The 19003-nt window shown below is 70.1% G+C and carries 16 protein-coding genes; 9 read left to right on the plus strand and 7 right to left on the minus strand.

Annotated elements, in window-relative coordinates; all coding sequences use genetic code 11:
• The first annotated feature begins 296 nt into the window (after positions 1-296).
• From ACZ466_RS10975 to ACZ466_RS10985, 3 genes are read left to right on the plus strand one after another with little or no spacing between them, the layout of a single operon-like run.
• Positions 297-1061: an ABC transporter ATP-binding protein gene (locus ACZ466_RS10975; RefSeq protein WP_378287170.1), complete on the plus strand. Its 765-nt coding sequence runs from the start codon at positions 297-299 to the stop codon at positions 1059-1061.
• Complete coding sequence (locus ACZ466_RS10980; protein ID WP_378287169.1) at positions 1058-1768, plus strand: ABC transporter ATP-binding protein; 711 nt, start codon at positions 1058-1060, stop codon at positions 1766-1768. Before ACZ466_RS10975 ends, ACZ466_RS10980 begins: the two co-directional genes overlap by 4 nt.
• Before the next feature lie 2 nt (positions 1769-1770).
• Positions 1771-2664, plus strand: a complete 894-nt coding sequence (locus ACZ466_RS10985; protein ID WP_378287168.1) for a branched-chain amino acid ABC transporter permease — start codon at positions 1771-1773, stop codon at positions 2662-2664.
• 41 nt (positions 2665-2705) lie between these two features.
• On the opposite strand, the gene ACZ466_RS10990 is transcribed toward ACZ466_RS10985, so the two are convergent.
• Positions 2706-3920: an RNA-guided endonuclease InsQ/TnpB family protein gene (locus ACZ466_RS10990; RefSeq protein WP_378287167.1), complete on the minus strand. Its 1215-nt coding sequence runs from the start codon at positions 3918-3920 to the stop codon at positions 2706-2708.
• A gap of 167 nt (positions 3921-4087) precedes the next feature.
• Between ACZ466_RS10990 and ACZ466_RS10995 the strand changes: the two genes are divergently transcribed.
• The 4 genes from ACZ466_RS10995 (at position 4088) to ACZ466_RS11010 (ending at position 8577) form a co-directional block, all read left to right on the plus strand.
• On the plus strand, positions 4088-5113 hold the full coding sequence (locus tag ACZ466_RS10995) for a branched-chain amino acid ABC transporter permease (RefSeq protein WP_378287166.1): 1026 nt from the start codon (positions 4088-4090) through the stop codon (positions 5111-5113).
• 9 nt (positions 5114-5122) lie between these two features.
• Positions 5123-6421, plus strand: coding sequence for an ABC transporter substrate-binding protein (locus tag ACZ466_RS11000; RefSeq protein ID WP_378287165.1), 1299 nt, complete (start codon positions 5123-5125; stop codon positions 6419-6421).
• 263 nt (positions 6422-6684) lie between these two features.
• A complete protein-coding gene (locus ACZ466_RS11005; RefSeq protein ID WP_378287164.1) occupies positions 6685-6999 on the plus strand; it encodes a hypothetical protein in 315 nt (104 codons plus the stop codon).
• A gap of 267 nt (positions 7000-7266) precedes the next feature.
• Positions 7267-8577 (plus strand): formylglycine-generating enzyme family protein, encoded by a 1311-nt coding sequence (locus tag ACZ466_RS11010; protein ID WP_464043364.1) that lies wholly within the window; start codon positions 7267-7269, stop codon positions 8575-8577.
• 83 nt (positions 8578-8660) lie between these two features.
• On the opposite strand, the gene ACZ466_RS11015 is transcribed toward ACZ466_RS11010, so the two are convergent.
• Genes ACZ466_RS11015 through ACZ466_RS11030 form a run of 4 tightly spaced genes read right to left on the minus strand, consistent with a single transcriptional unit; the run spans position 8661 to position 14708 of the window.
• Positions 8661-9110 carry a pyridoxamine 5'-phosphate oxidase family protein gene (locus tag ACZ466_RS11015; RefSeq protein WP_378287162.1) on the minus strand — a complete coding sequence of 150 codons (450 nt, stop codon included), beginning with the start codon at positions 9108-9110 and terminating at the stop codon, positions 8661-8663.
• Positions 9111-9140: 30 nt separating this feature from the next.
• Positions 9141-10520 (minus strand): lipase family alpha/beta hydrolase, encoded by a 1380-nt coding sequence (locus ACZ466_RS11020; protein WP_378287161.1) that lies wholly within the window; start codon positions 10518-10520, stop codon positions 9141-9143.
• Positions 10521-10549: 29 nt separating this feature from the next.
• Positions 10550-12754: a WD40 repeat domain-containing protein gene (locus ACZ466_RS11025; protein WP_378287160.1), complete on the minus strand. Its 2205-nt coding sequence runs from the start codon at positions 12752-12754 to the stop codon at positions 10550-10552.
• Positions 12717-14708, minus strand: a complete 1992-nt coding sequence (locus ACZ466_RS11030; RefSeq protein ID WP_464043367.1) for a hypothetical protein — start codon at positions 14706-14708, stop codon at positions 12717-12719. The genes ACZ466_RS11025 and ACZ466_RS11030 overlap by 38 nt, the downstream gene beginning before the upstream one ends.
• Before the next feature lie 98 nt (positions 14709-14806).
• Between ACZ466_RS11030 and ACZ466_RS11035 the strand changes: the two genes are divergently transcribed.
• Complete coding sequence (locus ACZ466_RS11035; protein WP_378287158.1) at positions 14807-15055, plus strand: acyl carrier protein; 249 nt, start codon at positions 14807-14809, stop codon at positions 15053-15055.
• Positions 15056-15059: 4 nt separating this feature from the next.
• Here ACZ466_RS11035 and ACZ466_RS11040 read toward each other — a convergent pair whose 3' ends face one another.
• Together ACZ466_RS11040 and ACZ466_RS11045 are read right to left on the minus strand one after the other, a co-directional pair.
• Complete coding sequence (locus ACZ466_RS11040) at positions 15060-15980, minus strand: L-histidine N(alpha)-methyltransferase (RefSeq protein ID WP_378287157.1); 921 nt, start codon at positions 15978-15980, stop codon at positions 15060-15062.
• Positions 15981-16085: 105 nt separating this feature from the next.
• Positions 16086-17222 (minus strand): FAD-dependent oxidoreductase, encoded by a 1137-nt coding sequence (locus ACZ466_RS11045; protein WP_378287156.1) that lies wholly within the window; start codon positions 17220-17222, stop codon positions 16086-16088.
• Between the two features lie 191 nt (positions 17223-17413).
• On the opposite strand from ACZ466_RS11045, the gene ACZ466_RS11050 reads away from it, so the two are divergent.
• Positions 17414-19000, plus strand: a complete 1587-nt coding sequence (locus ACZ466_RS11050) for a carboxylesterase/lipase family protein (RefSeq protein WP_464043370.1) — start codon at positions 17414-17416, stop codon at positions 18998-19000.
• The last annotated feature ends 3 nt before the right edge of the window (positions 19001-19003 follow it).

Genomic DNA, 19003 nt, shown 5'->3' on the forward strand with positions numbered 1-19003 from the left:
GGCATCCGGCCCGGATCGGAGCCGAGCCCGGAGATATCGACGCTGACATGGGATGTCAGACCCCATCGCCGATGGCATCAGATCCTCGCGGCCAGGAACGGACGGCCGCTCAGTGTGCTTGACATCACAGAAACATCGTTTCAGAATCTGCTTTCAGTTCCACCTGGACCGCTCCCGTTGCCGCTGCCCTCGCCCGGGACGTGAAGGAGTACCCCCATGCCCGTGACCGTTCTGCGCCCACCCCGCCCCGCGCCCGGCCGCCCGCACGCCCGAACCCTCCAGACCGGGGCGGGCCGATGCCGAAACTGATCGTCGAGGACCTGGAGCTCAGGTTCGGGGGCGTGCGCGCCCTGGACCGGCTCTCGTTCGAGGTCGAGGAGGGCCAACTGTGCGCCCTGGTCGGCCCCAACGGGGCCGGCAAGTCCAGCGTCTTCAACTGCGTCACCGGCCTCTACCGGGCCTCCGGCGGCCGGGTCCTGTTCGGCGACCGGGACCTGCTGCCGCTCCCCGCGCACGCGGTGGCGGCCGCCGGGGTGGCCCGCACCTTCCAGAACCTGGCCCTGTTCCCGCGCCTGACCGTGCTGGAGAACGTCCTGCTCGGCGGCCACCTGAACGAGCGGGCCGGGGCCTGGGCGTGCGCGCTGCACCTGCCGCGCCACCGCCGCGCCGAGCGGTCCCTGCGCCGCCAGGCCCACGAGGTGCTCGACCGGCTCGGCCTGGCCGCGCTGGCCGACCGGCCCGCCGCCGGGCTGCCGTACGGCACCCTCAAGCGGACCGAGCTGGCGCGGGCGCTGATGGCCCGCCCCCGGCTGCTGCTCCTGGACGAGCCCGCGGCCGGCCTCCCGCACGGCGAGGTGGCCGAGCTGGGCGAGCTGATCGCCGGGATCGGCGCCGACCTCGGGCTGTCGATCGTGCTGGTGGAGCACCACATGGGCATGGTCATGTCGATCTCGCAGAAGGTCGTCGTCCTCAACCTCGGCCGGCGGATCTGCGAAGGAACCCCCGAGGAGGTCACCCGCGACCCCGAGGTGATCGCGGCCTACCTGGGCGCCGCCGCGTGAGCCCGCTGCTGGAGGTCGACGGCCTCACCGCCGGCTACGGGCCGCTGACCGTGCTGCGCGAGCTCTCCTTCACCGTGGGGGCGGGCGAGATCGTCGTCATCCTCGGCGCGAACGGCGCGGGCAAGACCACCACGCTGCGCGCCCTGAGCGGACTGCTGCAGGCGCGCGGCCGCGTCGTCCTGGACGGCACCGACCTCGCGGGCCTGCGCGCCGACGCCCGCGCCCGGCTCGGGCTCGGGCACGCCCCCGAGGGGCGCGGCACGTTCGCCGACCTCACCGTGGAGGAGAACCTGCGGCTCGGCGGCCTGCGCCGTCCCGCCCGCGAGGTCGCCGGCGCGCTCGACACGGCGTTCGCCATGTTCCCCCAGCTGGCGCCCCTGCGCGGGCAGGCCGCCGGACGGCTGAGCGGCGGGGAGCAGCAGATGCTCACCGTCGCGCGCGCCCTCATGGCACGGCCCCGGCTGCTGCTCCTGGACGAGCCGTCCATGGGCCTGGCCCCGCAGATCACCACCGAGCTGTTCGCCGAACTCGGTCGCATCAACACCGAACTCGGCACCGCGATGCTCATCGTCGAGCAGAACGCGGCGGTCGCGCTGAACGTCGCCCGGCGCGGCCACGTCCTGGAGTCCGGCCGCATCGTCCTGTCGGGCACCGGCGCGGAGCTGTCCGGCGACGACTCCGTCCGCCGCGCCTACCTGGGGGTGTGATCGTGTCGGTCTTCCTGCAGCGTCTCATCGACGGCGTCGGCAACGGCATGCTCTACGGCTCGGTCGCCCTCGCCCTGGTCCTCATCTACCGCGCCACCGGCCTGGTCAACTTCGCCCAGGGCGAGATGGCGATGTTCTGCACGTTCGTCACCTGGAAGCTCGCCGACCCCGGCTCCGGGCTGGGCCTGCCGATCGTCGCCGGGATCGCCGGCGGCGTGGTGTTCGGGTTCTTCTTCGGCGCCGCGCTCGAACGGGTGGTGGTCCGGCCGTTCGAATCGGCCGACCACCTACGCCAGATGATCGTGACACTCGGGCTCTTCCTGGCGCTGAACTCGCTGGCCGCCTATATCTTCACCGCCGACACGCAGCGCCTGGCCTCCCCCTTCCCGGACGGGACGCTGCGGATCGGCGGGGTCGCGATCTCCATCCGGGAGATCGGCATGATCGTCGTGCTGCTGCTCATGGCCGCGCTGCTGCGCGAGCTGTTCAACCGCACCCGGCTCGGCCTGGCGATGCGCGGCGCGGCGATGAACCCCGAGTCCAGCCGGCTGCTCGGCGTCGACGTCAGCCGGATGCTGATGGTCGGCTGGGGCCTGTCGGCCGCGATCGGCGCCCTGGCCGGCGCGCTGGTCGCCCCGGCGATCTTCGTCAGCCCCGCCATGATGCAGACGCTGCTGCTCTACGGGTTCGCCGCGGCCGTCGTCGGCGGGTTCGACAGCGCGCCCGGCGCCCTGGTCGGCGGCGTCCTGGTCGGCGTCGTGCAGGCCCTGGCCAGCGGCTACGTCTCGTTCATCGGCACGCAACTCCAGCTCACCACGGCCTTCGTCCTCATCCTCGCGGTCCTGATCGTGCGGCCGCAGGGCCTGTTCGGAAGGGTTTCGGTGGAGCGCGTTTGACCTCCTCCCCCTCGTGACGAGGGGGATTCCAACCCGTGGCCTCAGGAGAGGAGAACAGATTGAGGTTCGCGGTTCGTCCGCCCCGGCAACCCGGGGCGTCCCCGCGCAGCGACGGCCGGTCCGGCCGCCGTGCCCACGAGCCTGAGTTCGGTCTCGTAGGCGATGTTGCGTGCTGCGTTCACATCGGCGTTGCAGGCGAAGCCGCAGGACCGGCACCGGAAACGCGCTTGGCTCTCACGCGCCTCCCGGTCCCTGATCCTGCACGCCGAGCAGCGCTGCGAGGTGCCCGCAGGATCGATCCTGTACACGCGGCCGAACGCCTTGTGCTCCAGCCGCTCCACCAGCATCCCCCAACCGCCCGCGAGGATGCCCCGGTTCAGTCCCGCCTTCTGAGCGACGTTGCGTCCCGGCCGCTCGAGGGTGCCCTTGGCCGAGCGGGTCATGCCCCGAACGTTGAGGTCCTCGACACCGATCACCTCGAACTGGCGGGCCAGCATCGTGGTGGTCTGCTCCACCCAGTTCTTGCGGCGGTCGCTCTCGCGGGCCCTCAGCCGGGCGAACGCGGCCTTGAGCCTGGCCCGGCGGCTGGAGCCGCGCCGGGCACGCCCCAGCCTGCGCGCCAGACGCCGCAGGCGCCGCGCCTCCCCGGGTGTAAGGCCGGGGACGCGCAGCAGATCCCCGGTGGACAGGGCGGCGCTGACGGCCACGCCCCGATCCACCCCGACCACGCTCCCGTCGCCGGGGCCGGGAACCGGGGCGGGGACGTGCGCGAACGCCACATGCCAGCGCCCGGCCCGATCACGGGTCACCCGATAGGACCTCACACCCTCCGGCACCGGCCGCGACAGACGGAACCTCACCCACCCGCACTTGGGCACCAGCGCCGCACCCCACTTACGCGACAACCGCACGACCTGATGCGGTCTGACGCCGACCTGCCGGAGCCCCTCATGCACACCCTGCCTGCGCCACGTCGGCCGCTTGTGGGTACCGGCGAAGAAGTTGCTCATCGCCTGCGCGAAATCACGCAACGCCTGCTGCTGCACGGTCTGCGACCCCGCCCGCAACCACCCGAACTCGGCACGGGCCTCGGTCAGCTGGCGCGACTGCTCGTTGTAGCCGGGTGCCCCGCCCCGCCGACGGGACCAGAAGCCGTGCTGTTCGACGGCCAGGTTCCACATGTAACGGGCGTGCGCGCAATGGGAGAGCAGGGCTTGCTCCTGCTCTCTGGTGGGGTCCAGGCGGTAGCGCGGCACGGGGCGAGCGTAGCGTGCACGCTCGAACACAGGTGCGAAAACATGCTGGATAGTGCCTGGTCAACCGGCATTCGCCCCCAGCGGGCGGATCTCCTTTCCCTGCCCTGCTTCGCAGGGGTCCGATTCCGCCCCGGCCTCAAGGCCGGGGTTTCCTCGGAGGTCCTCTGATGAACAGCAAAGCCGTGCGGGCGGCCTGGGGGCTGCTGGGCGCCGTCCTGGTCTTCGCGCCCTTCTTCGTCGGCGTGTCCCAGGTGACGGGACTCCAGCGGGTGCTCTACCTGGCCGTCGCGGTCATGAGCCTGAACGTCCTGACCGGCTTCAACGGGCAGGCGTCCATCGGGCACAGCGCCTTCATGGGCATGGCCGCCTACGTGACCGCCCTGGCCGTCCAGAACTCCGGCTGGTCGTACTGGGCGGCGCTCCCGGTGTCGGTGCTGGTGGCCGCCGCGGTCGGCGCGCTGGCCGGCATCCCGGCACTGCGGATCAAGGGCATGAACCTCGCACTGGTCACCCTGGGCCTGGCGATGGTGTTCCCGCAGATCCCCATCCGGTTCACCGAGCAGACCGGTGGGACGCAGGGCCTGACGGTCGACGCCGGCCTGGCGGCGCCCGCGGCGCTGGGGATCTCCGACGTGGCCTGGCGGTACTGGGTGCTGCTCGCCCTCGCCGCGGGCGCCTTCTGGCTGGTGCGCAACGTCCGCGCCAGCCGCCTCGGCCGCGCGGTCGTCGCGATCCGCGACCAGCCGCTGGCCGCGCACACCGCGGGCGTCAACGTGCCGTTCACCAAGATCGCGGTGTTCGCGGCGAGCGCGGGCATGGCCGGCCTGGCCGGCTGGATGTTCACCGTCAGCAACCAGTTCGTCAGCCCCGGCGACTTCTCCGTGCTGGTGTCGATCAACCTGCTGCTCGGCATGGCCGTCGGCGGCTCGGGGACGCTCGCCGGCCCGATCCTGGGCGCCGCGTTCCTGTACTACGTCCCCGACCTGACCGCCGGGACGGGCCTCGACCCGCTGCTCACCCCCGCGGTGTACGGCCTCGTCCTCATCCTCGTCACCTACTTCCTGCCCGGGGGCGCCGCGGGGGCGCTCTCCTCCCTGACGTCCCGGCTGACCCGCCCGCCGGAGCCGCCGCCCGCCCCACCCACCGCCGGCGACGGGGGCACTCCCCTGGTCTCCTCCACCCGCACGCCTTAGGAGCACCCCATGACCGTCCACCCCAGAGCCCTGCTCGTCCTCGGGCTCGCCGGCCTGCTGTCGACCGCGTGCGGGGGAGCGGTGAGCGACACCGCCGACGCCGGGTCCGGCGGCAGCGCGCTCGCGAAGAACTGCCCGGACAACGCCACGACCGGCGTCACCGACACGACCCTCAAACTGGGCGTCAGCCAGCCGCTGTCCGGGCCGCTCGTCGCGGTCGGCGCGCAGCTGTACGGCATGCAGGCCTACTTCCGCTACGCCAACGCCCAGGGCGGGATCAAGGGCCCCGACGGCAAGGCCCGCAAGGTCGAGCTGATCGCCAAGGACGACGCGTACACCGCCACCAAGGCCAAGGCCAACGTCGAGCAGCTGATCGGCGACGACAAGGTCTTCGCCCTGATCGGCCAGTTCGGCACCGCGGGCAACCTGGCGGCGCGGCCGGTCATCGCCAAGGAGTGCGTGCCGTCGCTGTTCGCCACGACCGGCGCGCCCGAACTGGCCAACCCCCGCTACCCGTGGCAGGTCGCCGGCTCGATCAGCTACTCCGTCGAGGCCCGCATCCTGGGCCAGTACCTCAAGCAGACGAAACCGGACGCCACCGTCGCGGTCCTGGAGCAGGACGACGACCTCGGCCGCGCCTACCTGCAGGGCTTCGAGCAGGGCATCAAGGGCTCCAACATCAAGATCGTCAAGAAGGTGACGTTCGAGTCCACCGACCCCGACGTCAACAACCAGATCACCACGCTCGCCGCGACCAAGGCCGACGTCTTCTTCAACGTCGCCATCGGCCTCAGCGCCCTGCAGTCGATCAACCACGTCGCCTCCTCGGGCTGGAAGCCCCAGATCATCCAGGCCGCCCAGGTCGGCAGCGCGCTGCTGGCCAAGCTCCAGCCGGGCGCCGGGGACGGCCTGATCATCGGCAGCCCCAGCCTCGACCTCGCCAACCCCGCCAATCAGAAGGGCGAGGAGTACCAGCTCTTCCTCAAGTGGTTCCGCTCGACCCCGGCCACCGCGAAGATCGACCCCACCACGGCCTCGCAGGGCTGGTGGCAGGGCCGCATGTTCGAGTGGGTCGTCCGCCACGCGGCCAAGATGGACCGGCCGTCGGTCATGGAGGCGACCCGCAACCTCACCTACACCGGCCCTTCGTTCACCCTCCCCGGCGTCAAGATGACCATCACCCCGCAGGACACCAACCTCATCGAGGGCATGCGGCTGCAGCGCTTCAACCGCGCCAAGGGCCTCCTGGAGCCCTTCGGCGACGTCATCGACATCGACGGCACCGTCCCCTACGAGCCCGTCCGCTGACCCGACCCGCACTCACCAACGGGCCGCCCCGAAAGGGGCGGCCCGTTGCGGGCGTCCCGGTAGGACTCCCCGGTCCCGCGAAGGGCGTCTCGCCCACGTTCCGGAGCGGGCTGATCAATCATCAACGTGTCACTCGACACATATACGAGTCGCCCCGGTTGATAGAAGGTGGAAACCCGGGCCCCGACATCCGGAATCACCTCATCCGGGTTCGGACGGCCGGATCACCTGGCCCGAAGTGGACAATGGTGGCGGAGGTAGCCATGCGGGATTTCTATGGGACCATGGCCCAGGTGCTTCCTGTGGTGCTGCTGGCCCTCGTATGGGAGTCGAAGTATTTCGACGAGCTGGCGAGCCGCCCGCGCGCCGCCCGGTTCTGGACGTTGCAGAGGGTGCGGGTGTACGCCCTGATGGTCGTGACCGCCATCCTCGCCGATCTCTCTGTGTGCGCCCTGGTGCTCGCCGGAGCGATTCCGGACTCGGTCGGCCTGCGCGCCGGCGTGGTCGCCGGTCTTCTCCTCGGCATAGCCAGCCTTCTCTTCCGGATCTTTGTCCACGTCATCAACGCCACCCGCTGACACGCCCCCGGTATTCCACCGCATGGCGCCGCAGACGTGAATTGTTGACGTCATGCTTGCCCGAAACATATGATGCGAGTTGATTCCACGGTCAAGGTCCAGGTGGAGAGCGAGGCCCCGGTGCCAGAGTACTCACGTACCGAAGAAGCCGAGACTCAGACGTTCACTCCCGACTCCCGCGACGCGGTCGAGGTAACCGAGATGATGAGGCTACTGGAGAACCGCGAGCGGGAACCGTCCATCAGCAAATGGTGACCACCCGGAATCGTGAACATCCGGAAGCCATTCGACCATTCTTCTGACGCTGCCTTCTGGGCCGACGTCGACGCATGCGTGCGATCACTCGCCGACGCGGACCTCGAAGTCCTGGTGCAGGTCGTCAGAGAGCATCCGGAATGGCCGGTTCGCGCCGCCGGGGCACGGCTGCTCGCGGAGCGTCACCTGCCCGCCCCCGGCGCCGCGAGCGCGATCGTCGCAGCCGTCCACGACCCGGTCGACCAGGTCGCGTTCACCGGGATCACGCTGGTGGAGCGGTACGCCATCAGATCCGCCGTGCCGGACCTCATCCGGATCTCGGGATGGCCGAGCGTCTTCACCAGGCACGACTTCGCCGGCAAGCCGGTCGGCTGCGGTGCCGCCTTCACCAGGAGAGCACTTCTCTCCATATTCGGATCACGCGACCCCGAGGCGCTCCGAAAGGTCGAGGACGCGTACTTCTCTCCCCTGCGCGATGCTCACAAGACACGGCCGATACGCGCTGACGACGTCGTCCTGGTTCCCGAGGGACCATTCACCATGGGAGTGGCCGAACCCCTGCCAAACTCCTTCGGCCTCGATGGGGACGACGGGCCGGCCCGCGTGGTCGAACTCCCCGCCTTTCGCATGGACCGGTGCGTGGTGAGCAACGAGCGATACCGGCTTTTCCTGGAAGACATCGGGGACGACAGATCATTCGATCATCCGGACCAGTCACCGGAGCGAGACCACCGCCCCTCCCATTGGCACGACCCGCGTTTCAACCGTCCGGAACTTCCCGTGGTCGGCATCGACTGGTATGACGCCTGGGCGTTCGCCAACTGGTCCGGAGGCTTCCTGCCGACCGAAGAGCAGTGGGAGAAGGCCGCTCGCGGCACGGACGGCCGCAGATATCCCTGGGGCGGCATTTTCGACCCCGAGCGGGTGAACGACGCGGAGCGCTCGTTCGGCCGTCCCATTCGGGACATCGACGAACTCGAACGGCTTCTCACCAGTGTGACCGGCACCCATCCCGGCGAGCCGGTCCTGCCCGTCGACGCGCTGCCGGCGGGCGCGAGTCCCTTCGGCGCCATACAGATGTCCGGAAACGTCTGGGAGATGACCCGGACGAATTTCTTCACCCGAAAGGAGATGGACCCCTTCTTCAAGGGCCGGAAACCGGTCGAGTTCATGAACCGCAAGGACGCCTTCCACGTCCTGCGCGGTGGCACGTGGACCTCGCCGCCGGACTGCCTGGCCACGTCGTTCCGTGGAAAGGACCTGCTGACCGACCGGCACAACGAGGTCGGTTTCCGGTGCGCCTACCCGGCCGCGGCCCCGTGACCCCCGAGGACTGCGGCACCGTCGTGCTCGCTGAGCGTGCTTCACGACGCGTGGCGCACCACCGGCGCCCCACCGAGGGCGGGTTAGACGAGCCACCTTCCCTCGAGCATGAGGTCGCGGTCGGCGTGCTCGTTCAGTTCGCGCCAGGACTGGATGCGCACCGGCACCAGTTCGAAGAAGCGGTACCCCTTCGACGTGCGCGGATCCCAGCCGCATTTGGCCGCGTAGGCGTCGCCCGCCTCGGCCGGGAGCTCGTCCGGGTCGAGCGGCCTCGCCTCCGCCTCGATGAGCACCACGTCCCTGGTGTGGCCGAGGCCGACCGTCGCCCGGCCCGAGGCCACGATGTTGCGTGCGGTGGGGTTGCTCTCGACCGTGGCGACGAAAAGGCGCGCACCTTCCCAGTAGAACGACAGTGGCACCAGAGTGGGAATGCCGGAAATATCGCCGGACGATATCCAGAGATCCTTGTCATCCGTCAGATGACGAAGAGCGTCGGACTTGCGGACATCCAGCGGGCGCGGATCTTCAGCCATGCGCTACTCCACTCGAGTCGGTAAAACCTGTCAAAGGATAGCAGTATCCGCGGCGGCGCAGAGGAGAACATCGGACACCGGTTCGACCGGTGATGCTCCGGTCAATTCGGCATGGACGTTCCAGTAATACACGCCCGGCCTTTCGATCGGCACGCGGGCGGAGTATGCGCCGCCGCCGCGTGACACCAGCGGCGTCACGGTCGTTCCGGAATCCGGGCCCGCCGGTCCCGTGATCCGCACGGCCAGAACGAGATTCTCGGCTCCTTCGACCGAGCGGCACCGAAGCTCCCACAAAGCCCCCGGTTCGACGAACATCTCCGCGTCCATGGCCAGTTCATCGCCCGCGGCCTGCGGAATCCGGGGGTGGGCGCTGAGGATGCCGCGGATCTGCCGCAGGGTCCCGTCCTCCTGCTGCAGCCCGCTGTGCCGCCCCGCAACGAAGATCGCGCCGGAGTCGTCCGGCCATTCGGGAGGCGCGGCGGAGCACCGCGGCACCGTCCCGTCTCCGCCGTTGTGGAATCCCTCGGAGCGGCGGAGCGAGAGTTCGCCCCCGTCATCAGGGTAGGCCCACAGATCGGTGCGGTTCCGGCCGCTCAGCACCGCGTGGTAGCGGGGCCGGCCGGCGCCGTTCTCGCTGATCGCGTCGTTGATCCGCTGATGGAAGTCCCTGCTCCGCCGCAACGCACTGTCCGGTATCCCGGGCAGTGCACCGAACCGGCGCAGCTCGTCCGCGGAAGGCCCGACGCAGGGATAGGTGGGCAGCAGTTCCGCCACGGACGGGAACGATCGGGCCAGCTCGCCGAGACGCAGCTTCGCCGGCCCAACGCGGACGAATCCGTTGGCCAGGAGTCCCAGCGCCTTGACCGAGCCCTGGTAAGGGGTACCGATCGTCACCACTCTGCGCACGAGTCTCTCGTCGTCGAGGCATTCAGCGTAGTAGCGGGCGACCAAGCCGCCCATCGAATGGGCCACCAGGACCGCCTTCGCCCCGGGTGCGCGAGAGCGGCGCTCACGGAGCGTCGACTCCACGAAGGATCGCAGCCGGCGTGCGGTGTATTCGTTGGACCGCCGCCAGTCGTAAGGAAATTCATGCACCGCACCCGGATCGGCGGCGAACCATCTGCGCAGACCGGCCACCAGCGCGTCATAACCCTGGATGGCGAAAAAGCCGGGGATGATGCCGAGAGTGCGCATGACCCCGACCGGCTCGATTCCGTCGTCATCAGCCGTCTCGATCTGCTCGAAAAGGTCTCCGCCGGGGGCGAGGTCCGCCGAGATCCGATCCGCCAGCCGATGCACGTTCGTGAAGATCTGCCGATACCCCCAGGCGGTTCTGTTCCCCCGCCGCAGAACGGAGCCGAGTATGCCAGGTATCACGACGACGACGTCACCGCCCGCGATCCCGTCCAATGCCGTTCGACCTCCCGCCGTCCCCCGGATCACTTCAGGTCGATGACGCTGACACCCAAATGCGTGCCCGCGACCACGGTCGAATCACGGAGGGCGAGTCCATAGCATCCGGCGAGCGGGATACTCCATTGCTCGCCGTTCTCCAGGTTCCAGACCCTGACGGTTCCGTCGTCGCCCGCCGTCACGGCGGTGGGCCGCCCTCCGAGCATTCCGCCGGCCGCCGCGTACACGGCCGCGGTGTGGCCGGTGAACACACCCGCGGGCTCCTTGGTCACCAGATTCCAGATCCGGACCGTCATGTCGTCGCTCACCGACAGGGCGAGATCGCACTCGGGGATGACGACCGTCTCCCTGACCCACCCGGTGTGGCCGTAGAGCGTCGCGGTCTCGGTTCCGGTCCCGAGGTCCCATACCCTGACGGTCGCGTCCGAGCCTCCCGAGACCGCGACCGGTCCATCGGCCACCTCCCCGGCCGCGACCGCCCGGACACCCCCCTCGTGCCCCGCCATCACATGACGCCCGGCTCCGTCGTCGAGCCCGGAGACCCGCACCGTGCCGTCGTTCCCGGCCGTCACCGCGACCGGACGCCCGTCGACCACCGCCGCGGCACAGGCCAGGACCGATGACAGATGCCCGGGGATCCTGCGGATCTCCGTCCCGCGCCGCAGGTCCCAGACCCGGACCTCGCCGTGGGCCCCCGTGGTGACCACGCCCGCCCGACCCCCCACGACCGTGGGGACGATCCTGCCGATCCAGCCCGTGTGCCCCCTCATCTCCCGGACGAGGGTGCCGTCGGCGAGGTCCCACACCCTGACGACACGGTCGGTGCCGGCGGTCAACGCGTACAGGCGATCGCCGTCCGCCGCCATGGCGGCCCCCAGGACCCAGTCGGCACCGTGGTCGTCCCGTGCGGCCAGCGAAGCACTGAGGTCCCAGACGCGGACGGAGCGGTCGTCCGCCACGCTGACCGCGACGGGACGCTCGTTCACCTCGGCGACGGCGACGGACCGGACGCCCGTGGAATGACCGGACATGGTCTGCGTCTCCGCTCCCGTGCAAAGGTCCCAGACGCGGACGGAACGGTCCGCGCCTCCGGTCACCGCAACGGGACCGTCCGGCTGGACCGCGACGGAACGCACCCAGTGGCCGTGCCCCTCGAACGTTCGCAGAACCGTTCCGCGTTCGAGGTCCCACACCCTGAGGACCCTGTCGTCACCGGCGCTCAAGCCCACGGGCGTCCCGTCGAGCCGCGCGAGGGCCACCCCCAGGACCCATCCGGTGCGGTGGCTCATCACCAGCAGCGGCCGGCCGTCGACCAGATCCCACGTCCGCACCGTCCGATCGGCCCCGCCGGTCACCGCGACCAACCGGTCGTGCACCACCCCGGCCGCGGCGGCACGCACTCCCCGCGTGTGCCCTTCCATCTCATGCACCACGGACCCGGTCTCGAGGTCCCACGTCCGCACCGTCCGGTCAGCGCCGCCCGTCACCGCGACAGGGCCGTCGCCGACGGTCGTGACCGCCACCGCCCGGACCGGTCCGGAATGCCCTTCGAGGACGCCGACCGCCCCACCGGACCGCAGATCCCACACACGCAGGGTCGCGTCGTCGCCGGCGGACACGGCGAACGGCCGGTCGTCACGGGTGAAGACGGCCACGGCCTGGACACCGCCGTCATGCCCTTCGAGGAGGCGGATCGCCGCTCCGGTCTCCAGATCCCAGATCCGGACGGTGCCGTCCTCCGCACCGGTGACAGCGACCGTGCGACCGTCCAGGGACGTGCACGCCACGGCGCGCACCTCCCCAAGGTGCCCCTCCAGAACACGGTGATAGGGAGTCGGCGTGTAACGCGTCCATCGCGGCCACCACCGGACGTGATCCGGCTCGTCGACGCCGAGCCCGCTCAGCCCCTGCTGCTGCGCGGTCAGTTCGAAGAGCGCCTTCCGTTCGGGCACGTCGAGCCGGCGCATGAGATGGGCGCAGCGCAGGTACAACCGCGCCGAATCGGGCATCCCTCGCTCGAGTCCCGTGCCGAGCGCGGCTGAGAGGACCTCCGGCTCGGCCACGGCCAGGTAGCCGAAGTCGGACGCCAGCTCCGCGAGCCTTCCCGCGGCGCTGGCATGAGACGCCAGGTAGCGCGTGATGTACGGGCTGGTGTTCTCCCAGCCTTCGGACCGCGCGAGCGCCAGCAGGCGCTCAACGATCACCGCCTCCGTCTCCGGCTCGCCGTCCACGTCTCATCTCCTCCCGGAAGTAGTCGGCGATGGCCTGGTGGTACAGGCGGAACACGGCCTCACCGTCTTCGGTCCCCTCGGTCAGGTACCAGCCCGCCTCCCTGATCGTCCTGGAAATATCGGTCGCCGAGTAGGCGCGCCCCACGCTGCTCAACGCGCTGGCCAGCTCAGGCCAGACGCGCCGCCGCGGCAGCCCTTTCCCCCGCGCGAACGCCAGCGGGGCGAGCACTTCCTTGATCAGGACCGGGTCGGGGAAGCGGCGCAGGTCCTCCGCGAAGACACCGTTCATTCCCTCGTCGCCGACCGCCGCGGACAGGCGGTCGCGCCACCGCGGATCCTCGACGACGCGCTCGCCGAAGCCCTGGAGAACCCGAACCGCGAAGCGGGCGTAGAGGAAGACGCCCTGGGCCTGGCGGGCGACCTCGACCGCGGCGGCCCTGCGCCTCTCGGGGCGCCCCCAGCGCGCCGCGGACGAGGGATCGGCGAGACGCTCGTCGACGTAACGGGCGATGTCGGCGTTGGTGCCGGCCTCATCGTCGAGGTCCAGGATCTCGAAGGGGACGCTGCGCGGGCGCAAGGTCTCCAGGAGCGGACCGGCGTCGTCCGCCGGGACCGCATGGCGGCCGTCGGTGTCGCGCCGCGTGCCCACCACGACCCTGCAGCCGGGCAGCGTCCCCAGCGAGCGCAGGACGTCCCGCGCGACGAAGACCTCCTCGCCGTGCTCCGACTCGTCCAGCGCGTCCGCCAGGACGGTGACCCGCCGTCCCGAGTCGCTCACATCGGCGACGAGATCGCGCGCCGGGCTCGACGAGTCGGTCAGGTCGATCCCGAGCTGCAGAGCGATATCCCGCGCCACGTCGTCGGAGCGCCGGTTCTTGATGTGCACGAAGGCGTCGAACGTGCCGACCGGAGGCCCCGGAGGGGCTCCCGCGTCGAGGAGGCCCAGCGCACGGCAGGCGGCCTGCGACCCGGGATCGGTGATCACGGCCATGCGTCCGAGGAAGGCCGACTTGCCGCACCCGGGAGCGCCCGTGACCGCGAAGACACCGCCATCGTTTCGCTCGAGCCAGTCGGTGAGCGTGCGGGCGGCGTCCTTCCGGCCGGTGTAGAACCAGCCGACGTCGCCGGCGTCGGTGCTCGACGCCTTCCGCAGGAAGTGTTCACGCTCCGTGGCCGGGAGATTCCGCAGCAGGACTCCCAACTCCACCGCACGATCAGCCGCGTCCACGCGATAGCGCGGATTTGGAATGATCTTAAGACCGTCCCTGCCGGCCACATATGCGCACTGGTCATCGGCCAACCGGAGCCTCAATTCCTCGCGCATCTCAAACAATGTAACATATCTATCACCGTCCTTCCAATGACCTCCCCGCGACCCGCTTTTGAGCGAATCGAGCACACATTCAACAAACAACCCTCCATATGACCGCTGATGGTGCAAAGAGGGCACCAGGACGGCGAGATCCATCCCTGGCACCCCCTGGACCGCGGCGGCCCTGTCCAGCGCCTGCTGTATCTCCTGGGCGGCGAACCCGGAGTAGCAGGTGTCGAGCAGGATGAGTCCCGCGGCGGCCCCGCTGTTGAGGATCGACTGCACGATCTCTTCCACGCCGATCGCCTTGCTGCCGAAATACGGCGGCCGCGGCGGGCTGCTCACGGAGAGGAGGTAGTGGCGTCCATTGTGCAACCGGCCGTGCGCCGCGAGATAGAGGATCACGCCGGCCCCGGGCCCGCGTTCGCGGATGCCGTCCGACCACGCCTCGATCCGATCCGTGATCTCTCGCGCCGACGCCTGGGCCAGATTCAGGCACTCGGCCGAGAGCGCGAACCCGCTCTCGGCCATGAACGCGCCCAGGTCCGCCGCGTCCCGGACGGCATACGGAAGATGGTCGTGGGCACTATCGTGATAATCGATTCCGACCGAGAATATCGACCTGTGATCCTTGGGCCCCACGAACATGGATCGTACCCAGCACCACGGGTCCGACGAGTCCGGACAAACACTCTTCAATGCGCTAAATACCATTTTCATCCTGACCGGAAGGGGCATCCGTGGCTCTGAGCGAGCAGGAGATCCTGGACGGCATCGCCGACATCCTCCATGAGGAGATCGGGGTGCCCCTGCGCGAGGTCGGTCTCGGCAAAAGGCTCGGGGAGGACCTCGGCCTCGCCGGCAGCGACCTGCTCGAGATCTTCGCGACGGTGCGGGAGCGCTTCGCGGTCGAGCTTCCGGAGGACGAGATCACGACGTTCGCCACCATCGGCGACGTCGTGGCCCATCTTCAGGGCACCGTCGGCTGAGCGCTCACGCCCGGCCCGAGCCGACCGCCCGGGCGAGCGACACCAGGTGATCGATCGCGCCTTCGCGCGTCCATCGCTCCAGTTCCCACCCGGACCGCCGCAGGAGGTCCGCCACGAGCCCGGCATCGAACCGCCGCGAAGTGAAGCAATGGATCTCCTCGCCCGCCTCGAATCGGATTCCTTTGACGACGATGGACTCCCGCAGACGGATCCGAGCATGGATCGCACCTGGTTCATGGACCACGGACAAGTCAAAGAGTTCATCCGTCACCCCCACCCATGTCAGGGGCTCTTTGATCATCTGGCGCACCGCGGGATGCGTGTACGTCCGCATCGCATCGCCGGCCGATTCCGCGACCGGCGTGGCATAGACCCCCAGCAGCAGACGGTCTCCCTCCCGGACGCTCGAACGCAGATTCCGCAGCACCCCGACCGGGTCATCGACATTCCCCAGAGTGTTTCCAAGAAAGCAGATGAGCACGACATCGTCGGTGCGCCACGACTCGATACGTTCGGAGGGCAGCAGTTCGGCATCCCACTGCCCGAAGGCGTGCTCGGCCGGGAGAACGTATTCGAGACGCCGCCGAGCCACCCGGAGCAACGGTTCACTGAAATCAAGTCCGAGATAGCGGGTGACCTGACCGCCCATCTCACCATAGCGCCGTAAGAACTGCAGAGTGTGCGCCCCGTTGCTCGGCCCGATATCGCAGATCTGCCGAGGCGGTCCGGCAGCACCCTGTGCCGCCAGCAGGGTCGCGATCTCGTGATCGACCCGCCCGTCGACATACTCCTCCGAATACTCGATCGCGAACCTGGCGTGCAAGGCGGCCGCGCTGCCGGCGTACAGATATTTCGCCGGAATACGGCGCTCCCGCAGATGCGCGATGAACCGGCGGAACTCGGCGTCGTTCACATCGACCTGCATACCCTGCATGGCCCCGACGGATGTCCTCCCAGGCCTCTAGCGGACACTGCGCCACCGACGCCCCCGGATGATGCCGGAGAGCAGTCCGCCACGATGTTGGAGAGGTCAGGCGCCCACGCGGAACCGCCGCGGGGCCGCACGCTCGCCCGATGCCGACTCGGCGATGATCCGGCCGAGGAGTGGCGCGAATTTGGCGCCGTGCCCCGAGCAGGGCGAGGCGACGGTGATCCCGTCAACGCCGTCGATCACGAAGTCCTCTGTGGGGGTGTTGGTGAACAGGCAGGTCGTCTCGGCGTACGGCTCGGGGACGAGACCGGGAAGGGTCCGCCGGACGTACGCGGTGATCCGCTCACGGTTGGCCGGGTCGATCTCACCGTTCTGCGCGGCCGCGCTCCGGATCGGTCTGCCGCCGTTGAACTCGGCCACCTTCTGCCCGGCCCCGCCGTCTGGAAGGGCGGCGTCGCGCCCGCCGGGCAGGCCGTAGACCAGCATGGCCGGGGTCTTGTGGATGAACGCCGGCCACGGCCCTTCCGGGACATCGCGGTACGGGAAGTGGTAGGCGTTCTCCTGCATTACCTGGAGCCGCGGAAACCCTGCCGAGAACGCCTTCGGCAGGGGGAGGTCACCGAGCAGCTCGGGCAGCCAGCCGCCGGCGGTGACGATGACCTTCTCGGCTTCCTCGGTGCGCCCGTCCAAGCCCACCACGCGGTGGCCGGCGCCCACCCGCTCGACCGAGGCCACCGGCCGGCCGGTCTCGACCCGGGCGCCGTCGGCCCGTGCCAGTCGCAGCATGGCCGACACCGCGGTCTCGGCGTCGATCACGCCCGCGGCCGGATGCCACAGGACGCCGGCGCCGTCGTCGAAACCGAACCGCGGCCAGCGTGCGCCCGCCTCGGCGCCGGTGAGCAGCTCGTGCTCGACACCGAGCTTCCCGAGAACAGCGGCCAGCGCCGCCGGGTCCCGCCCGGCCCCGAAGTCGAGCGAGCCCGTCGGGCTGATGAGCCGCTCGCCGGCCGAACGCTCCAGCTCATCCCACTCGACCCGCGCGTCGACGACCAGCCGGGTATAGAACGGGTCGAGGTAGGCGTACCGGAAGATCCGTGCGGATCCGTGCGAGCTGCCCTCGCCGTTGGCCGGCACCGAGCGCTCCAGGACGGTCACCTCGTGGCCCCTCCGGGCCAGTTGCCAGGCGGTCGCGGCACCGGCGAGACCGGCCCCGACGACGACATACGTGCCCATCATCCCTCGCTCTCCGGATCCCGGTCGCGGTCCGCCCGGAAACTCGCGGCCACGCCAGGAGAATTTACCCGCCTGCCCGAAATCCACGAGGTGCGGCCGCTCCGCGCCCGTGGGGACCAATGGGCGGCGCCAATCGACAGGCATATACCAATTGATATATTGATCTGGCTTTTCCGTCGGGATAGGCCGGGGACATGCCATTGAACGTGTGCATTCGCCCCCTCCCGCGCGCCGTCCTGACCGTCCTGACCGCGCTCGCTCTGACGGCGACCGCGCTGACCCCGTCCGCCGCCGCGGCACCGCGTCCTGGCCGCACCGTCGTCCACACCGACAAGGGTGCCGTGCGCGGTGTCGACCACGGCGAGGTGATCGAGTACTCGGGCATTCCGTACGCGGCTCCGCCGGTCGGAGACCTGCGCTGGCGACCGCCGCGGCCCGCCGACCGCTGGCGGGGCGTCCGGGACGCCGGTACGGCCGGACCGGACTGCGCCCAGTCAACGGTCTACTTCCGGCCGGGCAAGCCCGCCTCCGAGGCCGAGGACTGCCTCTACCTGAATGTCTGGCGGCCGGCGGGCGTCCGTCGCCCGCTGCCCGTCATGGTCTGGATCCACGGCGGCTCGTACGCCTTCGGCGCCGGCGCCGACTTCGCTCCACGCGACATGGCCGTCCAGGGCGGCGCCGCCATCGTGACCATCAACTACCGGCTCGGCGCGCTGGGGTTCCTGGCCCACGAAGCGCTCGACTCCGGCGGCTCCTCGGGCGCGTACGGGATCCAGGACCAGCAGGCGGCGCTGCGCTGGGTGCGGCGGAACGCGAGGGCCTTCGGCGGCGACCCCGGGAACGTCACCATCGCGGGCTGGTCGGCCGGCGGGGCGTCGGTCTGCACGCACATGATCTCGCCCCCCGCGCGTGGGCTGTTCCACCGTGCGATCTCGCAGAGCGGCGTATACGGCGCCGGTGCCTGCGAGACCCGTCCAGCCGACGCCGCGGCCGGCCAGGGCCGGGCATTCGCGCAGGCACTGGGCTGCGCGGACACCACCGACGCCGCCGCCTGCCTGCGCGCCAAGCCGGTCGCCGCCCTGGCACGGGCACAGGCGAGCCAGACCTGGAGTCCGGCGCTGGGCGGGCGCACGCTCCCGCTCGACCCGGCCACCGCTTTCCGCAGCGGAAGGTTCGCCCGCGTGCCGGTGCTGACCGGGACCACCGCCAACGAATCGGCGATCTACGTGTACGAGGCCACCGACGCGATCGGGCAGCGGCTCACCGCGGAGGACTACGAGGCCGGAGTGCGCGGCGCCTTCGGCGCCGCCGCCGACGCGGTGCTCGGACGCTACCCCTCCGGCGCCCGTCCGCATCCGGCCTCGACGTTGTCGGCCCTGCTGACCGACCAGGGCTTCGCGTGCGGTCAGCGGCGCTGGAACCGGGCGATCGCACCACGGGTGCCCACCTATGTCTACGAGTTCGCCGACCCCGGGGTGCCCGTCGAACTGATCGTCCGGCCGTCGTTCCCGCTCGGCGCCTTCCACCAGACCGACCTGTTCTATCTCTGGGGGGTCTTCAACCCCGCGGGCCGGCGAACCCCGGCGCAGGACAGGCTGGCGGCGCGAATGATCGGCTACTGGTCGGCGTTCGCCCGCACCGGCTCCCCCGGCGCCCAAGGCGGTCCGCGGTTCCCCCGCTACAAGGCCGGCGACCCCGTCCTCCGGCTGCATCCGAACGGCGACACCGTCGACACCGCCTTCGGCACCGCCCACCAATGCGACTTCTGGGACACCCTCTGACGG

It is taken from the genome of Actinomadura rugatobispora (genome assembly GCF_055379765.1).

Coding starts and splice junctions, on each gene's coding strand:
- ACZ466_RS11005 (WP_378287164.1), top strand. CDS start 6,685: ATGCGGGATTTCTATGGGACCATGGCCCAGGTGCTTCCTGTGGTGCTG.
- ACZ466_RS11040 (WP_378287157.1), bottom strand. CDS start 15,980: ATGCAGGTCGATGTGAACGACGCCGAGTTCCGCCGGTTCATCGCGCAT.
- ACZ466_RS11015 (WP_378287162.1), bottom strand. CDS start 9,110: ATGGCTGAAGATCCGCGCCCGCTGGATGTCCGCAAGTCCGACGCTCTT.
- ACZ466_RS10975 (WP_378287170.1), top strand. CDS start 297: ATGCCGAAACTGATCGTCGAGGACCTGGAGCTCAGGTTCGGGGGCGTG.
- ACZ466_RS11050 (WP_464043370.1), top strand. CDS start 17,414: ATGCCATTGAACGTGTGCATTCGCCCCCTCCCGCGCGCCGTCCTGACC.
- ACZ466_RS10995 (WP_378287166.1), top strand. CDS start 4,088: ATGAACAGCAAAGCCGTGCGGGCGGCCTGGGGGCTGCTGGGCGCCGTC.
- ACZ466_RS11000 (WP_378287165.1), top strand. CDS start 5,123: ATGACCGTCCACCCCAGAGCCCTGCTCGTCCTCGGGCTCGCCGGCCTG.
- ACZ466_RS11045 (WP_378287156.1), bottom strand. CDS start 17,222: ATGATGGGCACGTATGTCGTCGTCGGGGCCGGTCTCGCCGGTGCCGCG.